Genomic DNA, 19,839 nt, shown 5'->3' on the forward strand with positions numbered 1-19,839 from the left:
CTACACGTCTTCGGTCGCGGTTCCGAGCATCCACAAGGCCGCCATGGGAAGGGCCCTCAGCTTTTCCCCGAACGCCAGCGCCTGCTCTCCGGTATAGAGCACGAAGCCGGCTCGGAATCTCGCTCCAAGTCGGTCGGCCAGGTGGCGCAAGCCGCGGAAGTCGTCGCTTCGCACGGTTTCAGATGCCTTTACCTCGACCCCGATCACTTCACCGGACGCGTGCTCCAAGACGATGTCCACCTCGACTTTGTCGCGGTCTCGGTAGTGGAACAGCTGGACGGGCTCATCGGCCCAGGTGAGTTGGCGTGCCACCTCTCCGGTGACGAAATTCTCGAGCAGGGGACCAATGGGGGCCGTGACATCCCTGGCGCGCTCGGATGACATTCCGATCAGGCGGCCGCCAAGTCCGCTGTCCGTGACGATCAGTTTGGGCGTGGAGATGGCGCGGCGGGTGAGGTTCGAGGACCAGGCCGGTATCCGCTTGATAACGAAGACCAACTCTAGAAGGTCCAGGTAGCGGGCGAGTGTCATCCGGGGCAGGCCCACGTCGCCGGCAATTGACTGGACCACCACCAATCCACCCATGCGCGCGGCTATGACGCTCAAAAGCCGGCGCATCTCAGCAGGGCGTTCGATGTCGGAGATCTGGCGCACGTCTCGGGATATCAGATCGGTGACGTACGAGTCGAAGAACCTGTTCCGTCTGCGGCCTGGGTCCCGTCGGACTGCCTCGGGATAACCACCGCGCAACGCTCTGTCAACGTAGTCATGCTTACGGAGAGGACAAGAACACATAGTGGCGTCGAGATCCTGCGTGAAGACGTAATCCACGAACCCGTCGGGAGCACCGTCGATCTCCCCCTGAGAGAGCGGCCACAACTCGATGGTCTCCGTTCGGCCCGGCAGGGCGTCTGGGAGATCGCGTAGCCCGAGCAGGCGCGCGGACCCGGTGAGGAGGTATCGGCCCGCACGTGGGTCCCTGTCGACCTCGTGCTTGATCGGCAGGAGGAGTTGGGGGGCGCGCTGGATTTCATCGATCAGTAGAAGTCCGTCATGCCGGACGAAGGCAACGGGATCCTCCTGCGCTGCGGACAAGATCGCCGGATCGTCCAGGTAGAGCTGACGAGCGTTCTCAGTCTGGCTGGCGATCAGGCCTGCCAGTGTGCTCTTACCGACTTGGCGAGCACCGTTCACGATGACCACGCGGGTGTCTGCCAGTGCTTCGAGCGTCATGGCATGAGTGCGGCGCGGGTACAGAGCAGTTTGCGTCACGATCCCGCAGGTTACCGCAGATCAAGCCGTACAGTGAGCGTTCTGCCGGATCCTTCATGGGCGTTCTGCCGTAGGCAGTGTGGGCATTCTGCCGAAAACGGACGGGAGTGTTTTCGTGCGAAAGAGTGCTTTCTAGACAGGGTTCCGTGTGATCACAGTCGCTGTGGATACCGGGACCGAGGCTCGACACCAGCGGACTGCCGATCGAACGTCGCGCTCGCCATGGCCTCGCGGTCAACGGCTTGGTAGGACATGTACATACATGTCCCATCGATGCCCAGCAAAGGCACGGAAGCGTCTCTGCTGTCCCTTGACCGGCAGGGCGGGGCCGTTTGGTGGTACAGGTTCTGCCCCTATCTCGCGCCGTAAAGGTTGAAGGAGAACTCGACGTTCGGCAGCGTGACGCGAAGCCGTTCCGTCATGGCGTCACTGAAGCCGTGGTGGTTGACAAAGCGGACGCTCCCGAAGTGGTCGCTGTGAGGGTCGGCGCCCGGATCGAGTCGCTTGGGGGACGCTAGGACCTGCCCCTTCCTGGGGAGAAACCACCCCTGCGCGTACCGGGCGGTGAAGAAGCCGTCACGCTCGGGGTCGTCGCACAGGTCGAGTCGCCTGAGGTGGGTGAGGGGCTGCCCGGACAGCAACGCCTCCGCGCCCCGGTCGGTGAGCCGGCCCAGGGCCAGGCTCAGCGACTCCAGTCGCGCCACGATCGGCGCGACCGCGACCGCTGCGGCGATGTCGTCCTGAAACGAGCTTCTTTCCAGGCCAAGGTGACGCAGCGCGGGCAGCCGTTCCCCGGACATGAACGGGGCGAGGTCGTCGAGTGTGACGGTGCGGCCATTGGCTTCGCGGCCGAGCCACATCGCCAAGTGCTCCAGGCTGGGCAGATCACTTGCGCCGACCGCCCGGACGGCTTCGGCGGGCAGCGCGTCCGACTCGAAGCGCAGTGTCCGGAGCGTCTCGCTGCGGAACGGGCTGAGTTCCAGGTCGTCGCCGTGCACATCCAGGCGTTCCAGCGCCGGGAATGCCCGCAGCAGCGGATCGAGGTTACGAGAGGCAACGTAACTGAATTCTTGCCATGGATCATGCAGATAGCCGAGGAACAGTGATTTCAGGGCGGGGAACCGGTCTACGGCGTCGATCAAAACCTCGGGCGGGTAGACATCGTCTTCACAGGACCCCCAGTATCCGATGATCAGATGGTTGACCTGGGTTGTGTCGACTGCGTCCAAGAAGGGATCGAAGACGTCCTCGAAACGGATGCTGTCCCATTCCCAGGAGAGGTGCCATGCCACGTCCCGGGCCGGCGGAAGGCCACTCGACGAATCAGTGTCCTCGCTGAACGCGAAGACCGGCAGCCCGCCGTATTCCATCAGATGCTCACTCATCATGATGCTTCCCTCGCGATCCTTCCGAACTGTGTTCCATCAGGCCGCCGCGGACGATAACAGAGGTCGTTGCGGCTGCTCACTCGAACGCGCCCAGGGCTGCGTTGTAGGTTGCCGCACTATCTGACTTTCGTGGCTGAAGGTTGTCCGCGCGGTGGCCGCCGTCGGTTGACTCTGCTCGGCGCGATGAGTTTTCCGGCCGCCGTCGGTCGTCATACCTGGGACGGCGCACGGTGTGCGACTCGCGCAAGCCGCCGGGCCGGAGGGGCGATTCCTCCGCGCGGCCGGGGAAGTGACGAGGATGGCGATGAGTGAGATACAGGAACGAATTCAGCGTCATATCGATACGCTGGTCGGTGCCGGCGCGGAGACCGGTGTGCAGGTCGCCGTCTATCAGGATGGCGCGCTGATCGTCGACGCGGTGGCCGGCACGGCCGACCCGGCCACGGGGCGACCGGTCACCTCCGCCACGCCGATCTTCAGTTTCTCCATTGGCAAGAACGTGGCGGCCACGCTCGCGCATCTGCTCGTCGCGCGTGGTTTCCTCGATTACGACAGTCCGGTCACGGACCTTTGGCCCGAGTTCGGTGTGCACGGCAAGGCCACGGCGACACTGCGGCACGTGCTGACCCACACGGTCGGTCTTCCGGCCATGCCTCGCGAGATCACTCCGGGCGATCTTCCTGACTGGTCCAGGGTATGTGAGTCGCTGGCCGCCGCCGAGCCGCGCTGGCAGCCCGGCGCCGCCGTGGGCTATCACTCCTACACCTTTGGCTATCTCGTCGGCGAGCTGGCCCGCCGCGCGACCGGGCGGCCCATGTGCGAGCTGCTGCGCGAGTGGATCACCGCGCCGCTCGGTATCGAGGGGCAGCTCTACTTCGCCGCTCCGAAGGAGTCGCTGCCGGGGCTGGCACGCCTGGAGCAGCAGGCGCGGCCATGGCCCGCCGCCCCGGACGACGATGAAGCGATCCTCGCGCCGTGGGAAAACCGGCCGAGTGCCGATTTCGGCAACAACAGCGAGATCCTGCGCGCCGACATACCGTCGGTGGGCACCGCCACTGCGCATGGCCTTGCCGCGATGTACAACGCCTTGCTGCAGGGCAAGCTCGTGGACTCCGCACGGTTGGCGGAACTGCCCGCGCTCGCGTTCGAGGGTGCGGATCAGGTTTTCGGTAATCCGGTGCGGATGGCGCTGGGCTTCCCGATCGGCCGGATGGGCGCCCCCGCTGAGGAGAACTCCGCGGCATTCGGCTGGCCGGGCGGGGGCGGAAGTTACGCCTACGCCGACCCCGCGCGGAGGGTCGCCTTCGCGCTGACGAAAAACCGGCTCGTCCCGCACTTCGACACCGCGCTGTCGGTCACCACGATCCTGGCCGACCATCTTGCCGGGACCCGCTGAGCTGTCCTCGTGGATGCGCCAGGGCGGAATTCGCGACGATCACAGGGAGAAGATCATGTCCATCCGCACGGACGGCGACTCGACCGCGCCCCCAGACAGCCTCGGTCCGTTCTCCTCGCCAGGCGCCGGCCCGACGCCGTGGGAGGCGACGGAGTAGGCGCTGCGCCGGGTCCAGCTTGAGGGGTTCGACGGCAGCGCATTGTTCCGGGTCGGCAACAGCCGCCGTCGAACAGGTGGGGTGACGTGATCCTGTCGCAGTGCCGGCGAAGTCCGCGTGATCGCTACTCTGGCCGTCATGCGCGTGCGCCTGAACCAGATTGTGGTGGATTGCCGGGATCCGCAGCGCTTGGTGCGCTTCTGGGCAGCCCTCCTTGGCGGTGACCCGGTGGATCGCGCCCGTGGCTGGTCCCATGTCGAACCGCCTGGTGGCGTACGGCTGGCGTTCCAGCCGGTTGCCGAGGACAAGGCCGGGAAGAACCGGCTGCACCTGGACATCGAGGTCGACGCGATCGAGCCGGCCACTACCCACGCGCTGCGGCTGGGTGCGACGCGGCTCGGCGGGACGGTCACCGACGATCAGGGATCTTTTCAGGTCATGGCCGACCCCGAAGGCAACGAGTTCTGCTTCGTCTGTGATCAAGCCGCCGCCGCGTGACCCGGATTTGCTCGATGGCTCATTCTGCCGGTGTCGAAGGTGCCCGAAGTTGAGGTCGCGCGGCCGACAAGGTAGAGCGGGCCCGACACTGGGAATCTTGTCGCCGGAGGGTCGGGCCGGCAGGGTCACCGGGGCCGGTGGCCCTTCTTCTTACGGCCGGCCGGCACGGCGCGGCGGCCGGAGGCGTTCTGTGCGGGTTTTTGTGCCTGCCGCTGTGCCGGTTTCTTCTCAGGGGCGGCGGGGGTACGGCCCCGCGAGCTGTTCACCGTCCGGCCGCGGACGATGCCGATGAAGTCTTCCACCAGGTCGGTGGTCGCGTCCGTGGGCCAGGCCAGCGCGACCTGAGACTGCGGCGCGTCCGGCACCGGCCGGTAAGTCAGATCCTTGCGGTCGTGGAGGCGGGCCAGCGACTGCGGAACCAGGAGAAGCCCGGTGCCGGCCGCCACCAGCTCGACCGCGTCGGCCGTCGTGGCCGGGCGGGTGAACGCGGGCAGCCCGGGCCGCACCGTCCACTCGATGGTGTCGTCCAGCGGATGGAACGCCTCGTCGTCGGTCAGGTCGGCGACGGTCACCTCGTCGGCGGCGGCCACCGCGTGGTCCTTGGGCACCACGACCACCGTGGTCTCCACGTAGAGGGGGATCACGCTGAGCCCGTCGCGGTCGATCGGCAGCCTGACGAATCCGGCGTCGGCGCCGCCATCACGCAGGAGCCCCACCACCTCGGCGGCGGGCACCGCGATCAGGGAAATCGGCACGCCGGGCAACCTCTCGGTCCAGACGTTGACCCATTTCGCCGGTGTCACCCCGGGCACGTATGCCAGCCGGAACTCGTCGCCGGTCTCCCCATCAGTCACTTCCCCAGGGTACCGATGTCAGGGAACCCGTTCCGACTGACTACGCTCGATGCCATGACCTCGTCCAAACCGAAGACCACCCAGACGATGAAGCCGGAGACCGCGGCCAAGAAGCTGGGTGTCCTCCTCGCAGCCACTCCCGCCGAGTTCCAGGCGGGTGTCGTCTCCCGGGACGAGCTGAACGAGTTGCAGTCGGCGCCACCCGCCTGGCTCGCTGACCTGCGCCGCAACGGCCCGCATCCCAAGCAGGTCGTCGCCGCGAAGCTCGGGGTCTCCATTTCCGGCCTGACCAGAGGCGGGATCACCGGACCGCTCACCACGGCTGAGATCGATACGCTGAAGGCGGAGAATCCGGCCTGGCTGGAGCACGAGCGGTCCGTTCAGGCCGAAGGCCGTAAAGAAGCACTCCGCCTCAAACAACGCTGAATGGTGCAGAGGGCCGGCGCCGTCCACGCGGATGGCGCCTGTCATGGGCTCCTGGTCGAAGAGCGGTAGTTTCCGGGTAGCAAAGAATGCCTGCTCTTCCGCTGCTCGTGAGCACATGTAACCGTGCCCTGATCACATGTGCTCGGGTCCTGGTCACATCTCCCTGGGAGAGACTCCGAAGCCGCCGCCACGGCCCATGACGTTCTCGTGCAGGCCGGTATGGGCGGCGCAGAAGGCGAGGACGTCGGTCTGCAGGGCGAGCCAGCGGTCCAGGGCGCGTGGGCCATGGCCGACGCCGCTCTCGCAGCGCAGCAGGATCGGCCGGCCGGAGGTGGTCGCGTGCTGAAGGGCGGCGGTCATCTTGCGGGTGTGCAGGGAATCCACCCGTGGGTCGGCCCGGGGGCAGGTCAGCAGGGTGGCCGGGTAGGCGGTGCCGGGCCGGACGCGGTGATAGGGCGAGTAGCTGAGCAGGGTGGCGAACTGGTCGGGGTCCTCGGCGGTGCCGAACTCGGCCCGCCACAGATGGCCGAGGCCGAAGTGCTGATAACGCAGCATGTCGGTGACCGAGTCGGAGCATACGGCGGCGGCGAACAGCTCGGGAGCCTGGGTGATGGCGGCGGCGACCATGAACCCGCTGTGGGAGCCGCCGCGGATCGCCAACTGCCGGGAGGTGGTGCGGCGGTGGTCGATCAGCCAGCGGGCGGCGGCGAGGAAGTCGGCGATGGCGTTGGGTTTGTTGGCTCCGCGGCCGGCCGCGTGCCAGCCGGTTCCCTCTTCTCCGCCGCCGCGTACGCTCGCGATCGCGTAGGTGCCGCCGGCCCGTACCCAGGCGGTGATGGCGGGGGAGTAGGCGGGAGGCATGCAGGCGCCGAATCCGCCGTAGGCGGTGAGCAGGACAGGGGACGGTCCGGTACGCCCGGACGGGGCGATCAGATGCATGCGCACCCGGGTGCCGTCCTGTGAGGTGTAGGTGACCTGCTCGACCACCGGCCGCTCACCGGCGACCGGCCGGGCCGATACCGTGCCCGCTGCCGTGCCGCCTGCTTGAGGACCCGATCCCGTGACTGCCACGGAGCCCGGGGTGGCTCCGGCCGCGGCCGGAGCCAGCTGGACGCCGGATGCCGGATCAAATTCGCCGAGCTCCGGGGTGCAGTGGCGTTCGGTCAGGTCGAAGCGGTGCACGGCGGGCGGGGTGATGAAGTCGGTGTAGGTGAACCAGGCGCTGGGCCCGCCTTCCGGGGGCGCGGTGAGCTGGGAGATGTGCCCGGCCCCTGGGGTGGCCACCTCGGTGAGGGGGGTTCCGTCGGCGGTGTGCAGCCACAGCCGGCTCAGACCGTTGCGGGTGTGCGCGGTGAGCAGGTGCGGCTCGCCGGTGGCGGGTTCGGTGAGTGTCACGCAGGCGGCCAGCACGCTGCCGGGATGCTGGCCGATCACCGTGCGCCAGGCGCACGCGTGCGGGTCGGACGCGTTGACGGCGCACAACCGGCCGAAGGGGGCGTCGGCGTCGGTGATGGCGTAGATCCTGCCGCCGGGGGCGAACTTCAGCGCCGCGCGGGTGTTCCGCGCCGTGCCGTCGAAGATGAGGACGGGCCGCGGCTGGTGGCCGGGGTGGCGGGGCACCGGGGCCAGCCAGAGGCGGTTGCCGCTGGTCGCTCCGGGTGCGGCCGACATGGCCAGGTGAGCTCCGTCCGGGCTGGTGATCACCGAGAGCTGCGGAAGACCGGTGGTGAACAGCACGGGGTCGTGGTGGTAATCGGTGCCGATGCGGTGCAGCCGCAACTGCCGCCCCGCCTGGCCTTGGGGGGTGCTGATGTAGAAGAAGCCGCTGCTGTCCGCCAGCCAGGCGACCGCCGTTTTACGGCCCGGGTTCAGCGCGCCGTCCACGACGAGGCGTGTGGCCACCTGAAGCACGCGCAGCCGCGGGCGTTCATCGCCCTGGTGGGAGCTCTGGTAGGCCACCAGAGCGCCGCTGGGCGAGGGACGCCAGGCATCGAGCGTCGTCGCGCCGCTGGGGTCCACGTCCAGGGGGTCCAGCAGGACCTGCGCGGGCCGGCCCGGCTCGGCGATCATCAGTACGGGCAGCGCCCGGCCCGGTGCGTGCCGGAGGAAGAACCGGCGGCCGCCGCGCCACACCGGGGGTGAGCTCGCGTCTCCCGTGCAGGCGTCCCCCAGCAGCCTCCGCCATGAGGCATGGTACGGCCAGGCCGCGGCGCCCTCGGTGAACAGGTGGGCCTGGTCTCGCAGCCAGGCCGCGCACTCGGCACTGTCACCGTCCTCCAGCCACCGATAGGGGTCGGCCACGGTGTGACCGTGCAGCTCTTCGGTGCGGGTTTCCCTGTGTGGCGGAGGGTGGCCGAGGGGAGATGATGCCGGCGCGCTGGACATGGGGCGGCTGTCCTTTCCCAAGACAGGCGAATCTCAAGGCAGGGCGAATCTCAAGGCAGGGCGGTTCTCAAGGCAGGGCGAATCTCAGGACAAGGCGGACCTCAAACCAAGGCGGACCTCAGGACAAGGCGAAGCTCCCGAAAGATCCGGGAGCTTCACGCGCACTTCGGGTGACGCGCCGGTCAGTCCTGACCGCCCTCGGCCAGTTCCATCCGCCAGTCCTCCAAGGTCACGGCCTCGTCGGCCAGGATGAGGGGAAGGCCGAGCATGGCGGGAAGTTCGCTCATGTACATCTCCTGTCGGGTTGGCGTTTCTCGCCCCACCCCTACCCTCGCTCTAGGTAACGGTATCGCTACAGATGGCTACAGGTGTCGGCTAGACAGCTCGCAGTCCCGCTTCGCGTTGACATATTGACCTCAGGTCAGTTACTAATGACCTAAGGTCAATAGAACGCACCCAAGGAGCGCAGATGTCAGAGACCCGCGATGTGGAGATGTCCGGTTTCGAGTTGATCGGCAAGCTTCTGGACCCGGCGTCGAGAGTCGACCCGTACCCCATCTACGCCGATCTCCGCGACCTCGGCCCGGTGTGGATCGAGGAGATGTCGACCTTGGTGGTGACCCGATACCGAGACTGCGAGACCCTGCTCCGCGACCCGCGGCTCAGCGCGGAGCGCTGGCGGCGCAACGGCGGTGGCCAGGGCGGCGGCCTCTATCCGCCCGACGCGCCGTCCTCGGTCCACCAGCCCTGGTTCCTCTCCCAGGACCCACCGGACCACACGCGGCTACGGCGGCTGGCCGGCAGCGCCTTCACCGCCCGCACCGTCGCTCGGATGGAGCCGTTCATCACCCAATTGGTGGACGATCTCCTCGACCGGGCTCTGGAACATGACACGTTCGACCTGATCGCCGACTTCGCCTACCCGCTTCCGGTGACGGTGATCTGCCGCATGCTCGGTGTCCCGCTGGCGGACGTGCCTCTGTTCAGCCAGTGGTCCTCCCAGCTCACCCGTCTGCTGGACGGCCTGTCGAGCAGCACGGACGCCGACGGCGCGACGCCGGAGTGGGTGTCCGGACTGATCGAGATGCACAGGTACGTCAACGAGCTCATCGCCGAAAGGCGCACCCGCCCGCGCCAGGACGACCTGATCTCCGACCTCATCGCCGCCAAGGACGGCGCGGACGCACTCAACCACGACGAACTCGTCTCCAGCATCGTGCTGCTGCTGGTGGCCGGTCACGAGACGACGGTCAACCTCATCGCCAACGGTGTGTTAGCCCTCCTCCGGCACCCCGGCCACCTCACCGCACTCCGCGCCGACCCGAGCCTGGCCCAGGGGGTCGTCGAGGAGACTCTGCGGTATGACCCGCCTGTCCAGCTCACCGCCCGGATGGCCACCGAGGACCTGCGCGTCGGAGAGGTGCACGTCCCGAAACTCAGCATGATCATCCTGCTGCTGGCCGCGGCCCAACGGGACCCGGAAGCGAACCCGGAGCCGGACCGCTTCGACCCCCACCGCGCCCAGGGGCGCCACCTGGCCTTCAGCTTCGGCCCGCACTTCTGTCTCGGCGCGCCACTGGCCAGGCTCGAAGGCCGGCTGGCCCTGGCCGGATTCGCCCAGCGTGTCCTGGACCCGAGGCTCATCGCCGATCCGCCGCCGTACCGCGAGCACCTCAACCTGCGCGGAGTCAGCGAACTCCGCATCGCCCGCACCAGAGCCGGGCATCGTGCCCGGTGAGCCCACACCCTCCCACCGGCGCGATCGTTCCGGACGTTTCCGTTAGCCTGTCGCCGTGGTCACCTCCAGGAGCCGTCGGCGCCTTTCGCCCGAGGCCAGGCGCAGTGAACTGATCGACGCGGCCATCCGGCTCCTGGAGTCCGGTCAGGAGGTGAGCAACTGGGTCCAAGCCGTGACGGCCGAAGCGGGCTCGGCCAAGGGCACCTTCTACGTCTACTTCTCCTCCTGGGAAGAGATGCTGGTCGCCGTCCGGGACCGGGTGCTGCGGGACTACGTGAGCCGGTTCCACCGGCTCGCCGAAACCGCCGATCCCATCGACTGGTGGGCCACCGTCGACGCCGAATGCGATGCGGCCGTCGACACCATCGCCCAGCCCGGCGGCCTTCACCACGCCGTCTTCCACACGGCCGCCACCGGCGCCCCCGTCGACCACCGTATCGACATCATCACCGCCATGGCGGCGGCGCTGAGCCGCGGCATGGCGGAGGGCGCCTTCCGTTCCGCCGACGCGCACGTCGCCGCCACGTTCCTGTTCGCCATCCTGCACAGTGCGGGGGACGCGATCGCCGCCGGCGATCAACCCGAGCGATGGCGTCAAGCCATCCGCGACCTCACCCGCCACTGGCTCGCGCCGTCACCGTGTGGCGACGACGTCGCCGGGCCGCCGGCTACGGACCGATCCGGCGGGTGATGGACGCGCCGGTGCTCCTGGCGGCTGACGCCAGGAGCACCGACGCGACCGGCGAAGGTCTCACCGGCCGGTGGCCGGAGCGGTGGCCGGGCGCATCCTCGTGTACAGGAACAGGGCCAGGCCGCCGAGGATCGCGACGAGGCCGAGGACGGACAGGCCCAGCGCGTACGTGCCGGTGGCCGCGAGCAGGGCGCCGACGAGGGCGCCCGCGACGGTGCCGCCGCCGCCGGCCCCGAAGCCGTTGATGATCCCGGTGGCGGGACCCACCACGTGGGCGGGCAGCTCGGTCACCGCGATCGCCCAGATGTTGGGCGTGTAGGCGGCGGTGAAGTAGCCCAGACCCAGGCAGATCAGCGCGAACTGCAGCACGGCCGAGTCGGTGAGCCCGACGCAGGCGAGCAGGACGCCGCCGGCGACGAGCCCGGAGACCGCGATGGCGCCGCGCCGCCCGGTGCGGTCGGCGAGGATCATCATCGGGATGGTGAGCAGCAGCGACACGAGGTACGGCGCCGCGGACAGCAGCCCGTTGATGCTCGACGCGAAACCGAAGGTCGGCACGATGAGCGGGATGAACAGCGTGATGCCCCAGAAGAGCATGCCGTTGGCGAAGTAGCTGAACACGATCAGCACGAACCGCCACCCGCCGAAGGCGGCGAAGGTGAGCTTGCCCCGGGCCGGCCCGCCGCGGTCGGCCGCCGGGGCTCGGGTCGGCGCGGTCGGCAGGAACCGCGCGTACAGGGGGAGGATGACGAGCAGGCCGACCGCGCCCAGCACCCAGAACAGCGGACGCCAGCCGAACGCCGCCTCGATGGGGGTGAGCAGGAAGAATCCCAGCGCCAGGGCGAGATACTGCCCGTAATACTGGATCATCGCGCTGGCGCGGCTCATCTCCCGCTCGTCGAACCAGGCCTTGGCCATCCTGAACTGCTGCGGCCAGTAGATCCCTTCGAACACCCCGACGCCCACCCGCAGCGCGACGAGGGCGCCCACGGAGTCCACGAAGCCGATGAAGAGCGTGCACAGCGAGTAGCCCGCGACGGTGGTGAGCAGGATCCACTTGGCGTCGATCCTGGCGGTCAGGAAGCCGCCGAGGAAGTTCGAGATCAGATAGCCGACCAGGAACGCGGTCAGGGCGAGGCTCGACGTGGCGGCGAAGTCGTCGCCGGCGAAGCCGAGGTCGTCAGCGACGTTCTTGATGCCCACCGACAGGTTCGAGCGGTCGAGGTAGGCGACGAACAGGCCGACGAGCAGCAGGCCGCCGATGCGCAGCCACTTGTGCGGGAGGGACGGGGCCGGTGCGGGGAGGGTGTGCGGGTCCGATGACACGGGGTCTTCCTTAGAGCTGGCGGGTGTTTCGGGGTCAGGCTCGGTACGCCTCGATGACCGTGCGGTCGATCTCGATGCCGAGGCCCGGTCCTTGGGGCACGGACATCACCGGCCCGATGTCGAGGTCCGACAGGGTCTGCCGGAAGGAGTTGGGCGACTGGTCGAGCTCGATGACCGGAGGTGTGCGCCCGAGTGAGGGGGTCACGACCGGCAGCGCGGTGGCGAGGTGCAGCCCGGCGGCCACGGTGATCGCCGAGCCCCACACGTGGGGCAGCGTGGGGATGCCGTGCACGCTGGCCATGCCGGCGATCAGCAACGTCTCGCGCAGCCCGCCGCAGGCCGTGGCGTCGGGCTGCAGCAGGTCCACGGCGCGCGACTCGATCAGCTCCGCGAATCCCCAGCGGGTGAACGCCGACTCCCCGCCCGCGATCGGCACCGCCGTGGCGGCTCTCAGCTCGCGGTATCCGGCCAGGTCCTCGGGCAGGACCGGCTCCTCGAAGAACCACAACGCGTCCGGCTCGGTCTCCCGGGCGAACACCAGGGCCTCCGCCGTCGTGTAGCCGCGGTTGGCGTCGGCGGCGAGGTGCACGCCGGGTCCCAGCGCGGCGCGTACCCGGTGCACGCGCTCGATGTCGGAGCGCAGGTCGGCGCCGACCTTCATCTTGACGTGCCGATAGCCCTGCGCGGTGAGGTGCCCGGCCTCCGCCTCCAGGTCGTCCCGCCATTCGCCGCCGTAGTAGAACGCGGAGGCGTAGGCGTGGAAGGGCTCGGGCGCGCGCCCGCCGAGCAGACGGTAGACGGGCTGGCCCAGCGCCTTGCCGACGGTGTCCCACAGGGCGATCTCGATCCCGGAGATCGCGGCGATGGGGACGCCCGCGCGCCCCCACTCACGGCCGCGGTTGTACATCGACTCCCACAGGGAGACGTGCTCGAACGGATCGGCTCCGATGAGGAGCGGCGCGTACACCGAGTCGATCAGCGCGCGGCTGCCTTCGGCGGGGCCGAAACACTCGCCCCATCCGGAGATGCCCTCGTCGGTCACGATCTCGACGAGACAACTGCCGCGAACCTCCCAGTACCACTGGGACATGCCGAACGGCGTCTCCAGCTTCTCGGTGACGACGTAGGTGTTGACCGCCACGATCTTCATGTCCTGCGCTCCTTCGTGCTCGCCGGCGGGGCCACGGAGCCGCGCCGGATCAGCGTGCTGGGCACCACCCGCGGGCCGGGCTCGACGCTCTTGCCCGAAGCCAGGTCCAGCAGGAGATGACCGGCGAGGGCGCCCATCTCCTCCACCGGCTGGTCGATCACGGAGATGGCCGGGTGGAACAGCGTCATCCAGCCCGCGTCGGTGAACCCGATGATCGAGATGTCCTCAGGACAGCGGCGCCCCGCCGCCCGGACGGCTCTGACGACGCCCTCGGTGACGAGCGCGTTGAAGCCGATCACCGCGGTGGCGGCGGGATGCGTGTCCAGCAGCTCGCCGGCCGAGGACTCCCCGCCCAGCCGGGTTCCGTCGGTATAGCGCACGAGCCCGCGGCTTCCGGGGTGACGGGCGAGAGCGGCCTGGAAGCCCTCCTCGCGGGCGCGGGTGGTGGACGCCTGCGGCGGGCCGAGGATCATGGCGATCTCGGTGTGCCCGTGCGCGAGCAGCTCCGCCGCCGCCGAGGCGACGGCTTCCCGCTCGTTGGTGACGACCGCGGGGACGTGCACGCCGTCGAGCACCCGGCTGACGCTGACGACGTGACCGAACGCCCGCAGGTCCTCGTCGCTCAGCGAGCTGCCGATCGACGGGACGATGGCGAGCCCGGTCGGGCGGTACGAGCGCAGCAGCTCGAGCTGGTGACGCTCGTTGCGCGCGTCGTCGTCGGAGTTCATCAGCATCAGCGAGAAGCCGCTGCCGGCCAGGCGGCGTTCGATGGCGCGGTGCAGCCGGGCGTAGAAGGGGTTGCCGATGTCGGCCACGAGCACCCCGATCATGGGGGTGCGGGAGGCGCGCAGGCTCCGCCCGACCGCGTTCGGCCGGTAGTCCTGGGCCTCGATCGCGGCGAGCACGGCGGCGCGCGTCTTCGCGCTGACCTGACCGGTCCCGTTGAGGACCCGCGAGACCGTCTGGGCGCTCACTCCGGCCGCTCGCGCGACCGTGTAGATCGTCGCTCTCGTTTCTGGCACCGTCTGACTACTCTCCGCGCTGTTATCGATAACTGCCCGATGAACCAGCAGGCTACAACGTCCTTGGTAAAAGTGACAAACGTCTCCTCAGCGGGGAGCCGCGCAGGTCAGCCCTGCTTTCGCTGCATGACCGCCTGGATGACCAGCAGGCCGACGGGCACGAGCAGCCCCCATGCCAGGTCTTTCGGCTCGATGAGGTCGGTCAGCAGCGCGATGGCGCCGCCCACGGAGCAGACGGCCAGCAGCACCCACGTCCAGTGCAGGCGCGCCCACCGCATCGGGTGCAGATCGGGCCGTTTCGGCAGCGCGGGCGCCAGGACGTCGCGCAGCGGCAGATCGCGCTGGGCCGCTCGCCGCACCACGGCGGCCCCGTCCACCAGGACGATCAGGTCGCCGGGCCGCACGAGCCGGATCTGCCGCACCTCCGCCAGTGCCTCCACGCAGGGCCACACGCCCCAGAGCGTGAGGCTGGAGCCATGGTTGTTGGGCCACGAGCCGTCACGGGACTGCTCGCCGACGATGGTGGCGACCGCGCCGGCCAGGCAGGCGGCGACGTCCGGCGCATAGGCCCGGGGATGACGCAGGAGAGCCGTGGTGGCGACCGGCAGCGCGTAGTGCACGAGCGGTGGCGGGCGCCAGACCTCGTTGCCCCTGGTCGTCGTCATCGACACCACCGGGTGCTCGACCCGGTTGCTGGCCTCGTTCAGGGAGCCGGGGTCGACCCGGCCGAGCAGCCAGTCGAACCGTCCGCTCAACCCGGCGGGATCGACGCCGGCCTTCAGCAGGGTGGTCAGCACCATCGCGGTGTGCGCCACCGTGGTCGGCGCGGTGGCGCCCGCCTCCGCGCCCCAGGCGTCGGGGAACAGGCGCTGGTCGAGCAGCCAGGCCACGCCGGCCTCTATCGCCGGATCGTAGGGGTCCGCCGCCAGCAGGGCCTGGATGGCCAGGCACGTGTTCCAGGTGCGGGGCGGGCAGCCCGCGAAGGATCCCCAGCCGCCCGACGGGTCCCGGTTGGCCCGCAGCCAGGCCACCGCGCGGGCCAGGTCGGGCGCGTTCTCGTGGGAGTCGCAGCGGAGCGTCGCCAGGCAGCGGACCACCCAGGCGGTCGCCTCGACCACCGGCCGCTCGCCGCTGGTGTTGGTCCACCAGCCGCCGTCGATCAGCGGGTCGGCGTCCTGGAGCTGCCTGGCCTTGAGGAACGCCAGCGCCTCGGGAAGGTGGTGCGGCTTCACATGGGCGGTGTGGAAGGCCAGCAGGGCGACGGCCGTGGCCGTGGCGCCGGGTGTGGGTCTTTCGAGCATGTGATACCAGCCGCCGCCGCCCGCCGGGCTTTCCGCGTACGTACGCCGCAGCAGGTCGATCGAGAGGCCCAGAACGCCTTCCACCGGGGTCAGATCTATCTCGAACATCGAGCCCTTTCACTGCCCGTGCCATATGAGATTCTGTGCGTATGGTACCTACCAGTGGTATTGAATGGGGCGATACAGGTGAAGAGGCATGAGGGGCATCACGTGAGTGTCCATTGGGGCAGAACTCCATTGATTCCCGATTTCTTTATGCGCGGTGGAGCACGTGAACGACGGTGACGTGCTCGTCATCGGCGGCGCGCCGCAGTGGGCCGACTCCCTGAGTGAGACGGCGGCGCTGGCGCATCTCCGCACGTCCCCGGCCGAGTTCGCGGTGGAGGCGGCCGTGGTCCGGCGCCCGGCCGGCTCTGCCTGGTCCTTTCCTCCCGGATTCTTCCGCCGTATTCATTGCGATCTCGACACGGCCGCCCACCTCGCCCCCCGGGCCTTTCCGCTGCTGGCCGGCGGTGGATTGCTGGTCCTTGGCGGAATGCGGCCGATAACGGCGGCTGAGCGGGGTGAGTGGGCGGCGCACCTGCGTGCCGCGGGACTCGTCGTGGCGGATGGGGACGAATGGGCGGATGGGGACAAAGGCACATCGATAATCGCACGTAAAGCCGATGCCGCCGTAGATGGCGATCCGGAATGCGTGTTCTGTGCGCGCTATCGATTCCGGATGAACGCGGACGCCGGCCTGCCGGGAGCGGCGGGGGTGTTCTGGGGCGATGAGGATCTGTGGTGCGCCCCCGACCTGGCGCCGCTGCGGCCCGGCCATCTCCTGCTGGTGTCGACGGCCCACTATCCCTGCTGCGGCGCGTTCCCGCCGCGGCTGCTGCGCAAGCTCGCCGCCTGCAAGGAGCGCGTCGCGCGCCTGCTCACGGGCACCTACGGTCGTCCCGTCACGTTCTTCGAGCACGGTCCGGCCACCTCGCGGGGCGCCGGCGCCTGCATCGACCACGCGCACCTGCACTGTGTGCCGGGAGCTCCCTCGCTGCGCGCCGCGATCGAGGGCGAAGGGCTGGCCGGCCAGGCCGTCGATCCCGGTCAGCTCGCCGGCCTCTATGGCCGCCGCACGTCGTACCTCTACGTCGAAGACGACGCCGGCCCGGTCGCCTACCCCTGCGGCGGGTCACTGCCGACCCAGTTCCTGCGGAAGGCCGCGGGCGGCGAGCCGTGGCGATGGCAGGAGAGCTACGGCACACCGGCGACGCGCGAGTTGTTCCTCGCGACCCTGCGGCGGCTGCTGCCGCGGGCCGACCGGCTGCTGAGCGGCCAGGCCGACAACAACCAGCGCAGCTCGCCCGCCGTGATCCGGTCGCCGAACCCCATGGGCTCGGAGACCTCCTCGTAGCCGGTCTCGTAGTCGCGGTGGACCAGGCCGCGATGATAGATCGTGGACCGGCTCACATTGCCGGCTCCCGACCTGATCAGCCACACCGGAGCGGGCGCGGCCGGGTCGAGACAGGCGAGAAGCTGGTCGAGCGTCGCGTGCGCCGCGCCCGCCAGGGCGGACAGGATCGAGAGCTCGCCGATGACGATGTCGGCGGCGTCGAGGACGGGCGGCCACTGGCGCGGATCCAGGCGCAGGTGCAGGTCGTGCGGCACCAGATCGAGGCAGACGAGGGTGCCGCTCGACCGCGCGATGGCGGCGGCCTCCAGCACGGCCTCCGTGGAGCCCGGGTACAGGAGCTCGTAGCCGGTCAGGAAGAGCACGTCGGCCGAGGCGATGGCCCGGCTCGACGCGCGCACGTCCGCCGGGGTCAGCACCTGCTGCGCCGACAGCGGCTCGGCCACCATGAGACGCACGCCGTCGTCGCGCACCACCACCACGCGCCCGGTCGCCATGCCGTCCACCAGGGTCAGCCGCGGCTCGATCCCCGCGAGGGCCAGCTCGGCGAGGATCGCCTCGGTGAACTCGTCGCGGCCGATCCTGCTGATCAGCGCGACCCGGTCGAAACAGTGGACCGCCTGGCGCGCTATTCCCAGGGCCACGCCCGCGGGCGTGATGTGCACCGGCGAATAATGCAGGCGATCGGCATGCAATTCGCGCAGGCGCAGGGAGTCGAGCCGCACGCGGATGTCCACGCGAATCTCCCCGATCGCGATCAGAGCGAACGCGTGACCATGGCTGCGTGCCTGATCGCCCGGACCGGGTAATGTCATGGCCGGCCGGGCAGCAACGATTCGGTGAGCCGGTCCTCGTGCAGGTCGATGAAACGCGCGACCGCGTGGTCCATTCCGGGGATGAGGGCGTATTCGGAGATCTCCGCGAGTGCCACCCATTGGGCTGCGCTGATGTGGTCGCCGGACACCTGGTGGCTGGTGGACAGACGCAGGGAAAGAGCTCGGCAGATCCTGCCGACCGCGATCGCCCGCACCGGCGAACGATCGTCGCTCACCATTTCCCAGTCCCACATGTGAAAGGGCGGTCCCGGCTGTATCTCGATGCCGGATTCTTCGCGTACCTCGCGGATGATGTGCTCGTCCAGCCCCTCGGACGGCTGCATCCGCCCGCCCGGCACCTCCCACCTGCCCGGATGGTACGGATCGGCGGCCGACTTGCGCACCAGGAGCAGCCGGTCGCGATGGATGATGAAGGCTTTCTGCACGAAGGTGACCCGAACGTGGCGGCAACTTGCTGGATCGGTTTCCGTGAGGCCGTCCAAGAGCCGGTCTACCATGGACTCCACCTCTGCCGAATAGCGGACATCTTGCCTGAGCAGCGCCCAACCATAGCGCGCTTTCATTCTTTGCAAGGCTCGAACGCGCGCCCCCGGCCGCCACAGTGTGCGGTTGGCTCGTGATAAGTGTTCAGATCATGGCAATATCCAGTATTGACGCTGAATTGCTCGTGCGCCAGCTTTCCGCGGAATGATGACCGTAATAAGAGTTATGTGCGTCAGTCGATCAGACTTCTGTGTGCCGCCCGGCGCGGGCGGCTCCGGCGCGGGCGCGGAAGAGCTCGCGTTCGCGTTCGTTGCGGGTCAGCTCCGCGGCGCGGCCGAACTCGGCGGCGGCCTCCGCGTCCCGTCCGAGTTTCGCCAGCAGGTCGCCGCGGACGGCGGGCAGAAGGGCGTAGCCGCGCAGCGCGCGCTCCGTCAGGAGGGTGTCGGCGATCTCCAGCCCCCGGGCCGGGCCGTGGGCCATGCCGACCGCGACCGCGCGGTTGAGCTCCACGATCGGTGAGGGGGTGAGGTGGGCGAGCAGGAGATACAGGGCGGCCATGCGTTCCCAGTCGGTCGCCTCGGGGGTCAGGGCGCGGGCGTGGCAGGCGGCGATGGCGGCCTGCAGGCCGTACGGCCCGAGCGTCCCCAGCGCCTCGGCCCGGCCGAGCGCGGCCAGCCCGCGGCGGACGAGCAGCCGGTCCCAGCGGCTGCGGTCCTGGTCGAGGAGGAGGACGGGAGCGCCGTCGCGCGCGGTCCTGGCCGGGATGCGTGAGGCCTGGATCTCCATGAGCGCCAGCAGGCCGTGCACCTCGGGCTCGGCGGGCATGAGCGCGGCCAGGACGCGGCCCAGGCGCATGGCCTCCTGGCACAACGACGGGCGGATCCAGTCGTCCCCGGCGGTGGCCGCGTAGCCCTCGTTGAAGATCAGATAGATGACCTCCAGGACCGAGGCGAGCCGGGCGGGCAGCTCGCCGGGCGGCGGCAGCTCGATCCTGACCTTCTTGTCGGCCAGCGTGCGCTTGGCGCGGAAGATCCGCTGGCCCACGGTCGGCTCGGGGACCAGGAAGGCCCGCGCGATCTCCTCGGTGGTGAGGCCGCCGAGCAGGCGCAGGGCCAGGGCGAGCCGGCCTTCGGGGGGCAGCACCGGATGGCAGGCCGTGAAGACCAGCCGGAGCAGGTCGTCGCCGATGTGGTCGTCCAGCGCCTCGTCGATCTCGGTCTCGGCCTGCTCCTGGCGGAGCTCCATGTCCCGGCCTGCTTCCTGCAGCTTGCGGTCGTAGACGTCGCGGCGGCGGAACTGGTCGATGGCGCGGTGCTTGGCGGTCAGCATCAGCCAGGCGCCCGGATTATCCGGTACGCCCTTGCGCGGCCACTCTTCGAGGGCGGCCACGAGCGCGTCCTGCGCCAGCTCCTCGGCCAGTCCGATGTCGTGGACCATGCGGGCCAGGCCGGCGATGACACGGGCGGACTCGATCCGCCAGACCGCCTCGACCGTCCGGTGGGATTCGGCTACCGTCATGCGTC

16 protein-coding genes are annotated in these 19,839 nt (G+C 69.3%); 5 read left to right on the forward strand and 11 right to left on the reverse strand.

Going from position 1 to position 19,839, the window contains the following annotated elements; all coding sequences use genetic code 11:
* Together ACWD0F_RS33600 and ACWD0F_RS33605 are read right to left on the reverse strand one after the other, a co-directional pair.
* Complete coding sequence (locus tag ACWD0F_RS33600) at positions 1-1,233, reverse strand: ATP-binding protein (RefSeq protein WP_449882808.1); 1,233 nt, start codon at positions 1,231-1,233, stop codon at positions 1-3.
* Positions 1,234-1,625: 392 nt separating this feature from the next.
* Positions 1,626-2,660 (reverse strand): STM4015 family protein, encoded by a 1,035-nt coding sequence (locus tag ACWD0F_RS33605; protein WP_449882811.1) that lies wholly within the window; start codon positions 2,658-2,660, stop codon positions 1,626-1,628.
* A gap of 304 nt (positions 2,661-2,964) precedes the next feature.
* On the opposite strand from ACWD0F_RS33605, the gene ACWD0F_RS33610 reads away from it, so the two are divergent.
* Together ACWD0F_RS33610 and ACWD0F_RS33615 are read left to right on the forward strand one after the other, a co-directional pair.
* On the forward strand, positions 2,965-4,056 hold the full coding sequence (locus ACWD0F_RS33610) for a serine hydrolase domain-containing protein (protein ID WP_449882813.1): 1,092 nt from the start codon (positions 2,965-2,967) through the stop codon (positions 4,054-4,056).
* Positions 4,057-4,351: 295 nt separating this feature from the next.
* Positions 4,352-4,711, forward strand: a complete 360-nt coding sequence (locus tag ACWD0F_RS33615; protein ID WP_449882815.1) for a VOC family protein — start codon at positions 4,352-4,354, stop codon at positions 4,709-4,711.
* Between the two features lie 125 nt (positions 4,712-4,836).
* Here the strand turns inward: ACWD0F_RS33615 and ACWD0F_RS33620 are convergent, their stop codons facing one another.
* On the reverse strand, positions 4,837-5,565 hold the full coding sequence (locus ACWD0F_RS33620; protein ID WP_449882817.1) for a LysR family substrate-binding domain-containing protein: 729 nt from the start codon (positions 5,563-5,565) through the stop codon (positions 4,837-4,839).
* Positions 5,566-5,619: 54 nt separating this feature from the next.
* Between ACWD0F_RS33620 and ACWD0F_RS33625 the strand changes: the two genes are divergently transcribed.
* A complete protein-coding gene (locus tag ACWD0F_RS33625) occupies positions 5,620-5,991 on the forward strand; it encodes a DUF5997 family protein (RefSeq protein ID WP_449882820.1) in 372 nt (123 codons plus the stop codon).
* A 153-nt stretch (positions 5,992-6,144) separates the two neighbouring features.
* On the opposite strand, the gene ACWD0F_RS33630 is transcribed toward ACWD0F_RS33625, so the two are convergent.
* A complete protein-coding gene (locus ACWD0F_RS33630; protein WP_449882822.1) occupies positions 6,145-8,376 on the reverse strand; it encodes a prolyl oligopeptidase family serine peptidase in 2,232 nt (743 codons plus the stop codon).
* A gap of 469 nt (positions 8,377-8,845) precedes the next feature.
* Between ACWD0F_RS33630 and ACWD0F_RS33635 the strand changes: the two genes are divergently transcribed.
* Together ACWD0F_RS33635 and ACWD0F_RS33640 are read left to right on the forward strand one after the other, a co-directional pair.
* Entirely contained in the window at positions 8,846-10,114 is a 1,269-nt protein-coding gene (locus tag ACWD0F_RS33635; protein WP_449882824.1) for a cytochrome P450, read from the forward strand.
* A gap of 55 nt (positions 10,115-10,169) precedes the next feature.
* Positions 10,170-10,805: a TetR/AcrR family transcriptional regulator gene (locus ACWD0F_RS33640; protein WP_449882827.1), complete on the forward strand. Its 636-nt coding sequence runs from the start codon at positions 10,170-10,172 to the stop codon at positions 10,803-10,805.
* A 60-nt stretch (positions 10,806-10,865) separates the two neighbouring features.
* Here ACWD0F_RS33640 and ACWD0F_RS33645 read toward each other — a convergent pair whose 3' ends face one another.
* The 7 genes from ACWD0F_RS33645 to ACWD0F_RS33675 all read right to left on the reverse strand — a co-directional run bounded on the left by ACWD0F_RS33645 (position 10,866) and on the right by ACWD0F_RS33675 (position 19,834).
* A complete protein-coding gene (locus ACWD0F_RS33645; RefSeq protein WP_449882829.1) occupies positions 10,866-12,131 on the reverse strand; it encodes an MFS transporter in 1,266 nt (421 codons plus the stop codon).
* A gap of 34 nt (positions 12,132-12,165) precedes the next feature.
* Positions 12,166-13,281, reverse strand: coding sequence for a mandelate racemase/muconate lactonizing enzyme family protein (locus tag ACWD0F_RS33650; protein WP_449882831.1), 1,116 nt, complete (start codon positions 13,279-13,281; stop codon positions 12,166-12,168).
* Positions 13,278-14,303, reverse strand: coding sequence for a LacI family DNA-binding transcriptional regulator (locus ACWD0F_RS33655; protein ID WP_449882834.1), 1,026 nt, complete (start codon positions 14,301-14,303; stop codon positions 13,278-13,280). Before ACWD0F_RS33655 ends, ACWD0F_RS33650 begins: the two co-directional genes overlap by 4 nt.
* Before the next feature lie 107 nt (positions 14,304-14,410).
* Positions 14,411-15,712 (reverse strand): prenyltransferase/squalene oxidase repeat-containing protein, encoded by a 1,302-nt coding sequence (locus tag ACWD0F_RS33660; protein WP_449882836.1) that lies wholly within the window; start codon positions 15,710-15,712, stop codon positions 14,411-14,413.
* A gap of 1,128 nt (positions 15,713-16,840) precedes the next feature.
* Positions 16,841-17,734 (reverse strand): carbohydrate kinase family protein, encoded by an 894-nt coding sequence (locus tag ACWD0F_RS33665; protein ID WP_449882839.1) that lies wholly within the window; start codon positions 17,732-17,734, stop codon positions 16,841-16,843.
* A 74-nt stretch (positions 17,735-17,808) separates the two neighbouring features.
* Complete coding sequence (locus tag ACWD0F_RS33670) at positions 17,809-18,396, reverse strand: NUDIX domain-containing protein (RefSeq protein WP_449882842.1); 588 nt, start codon at positions 18,394-18,396, stop codon at positions 17,809-17,811.
* Positions 18,397-18,556: 160 nt separating this feature from the next.
* Positions 18,557-19,834 carry an RNA polymerase sigma factor gene (locus ACWD0F_RS33675; RefSeq protein ID WP_449882844.1) on the reverse strand — a complete coding sequence of 426 codons (1,278 nt, stop codon included), beginning with the start codon at positions 19,832-19,834 and terminating at the stop codon, positions 18,557-18,559.
* Between the last annotated feature and the right edge of the window lie 5 nt (positions 19,835-19,839).

It is taken from the genome of Nonomuraea sp. NPDC002799 (assembly GCF_053592075.1).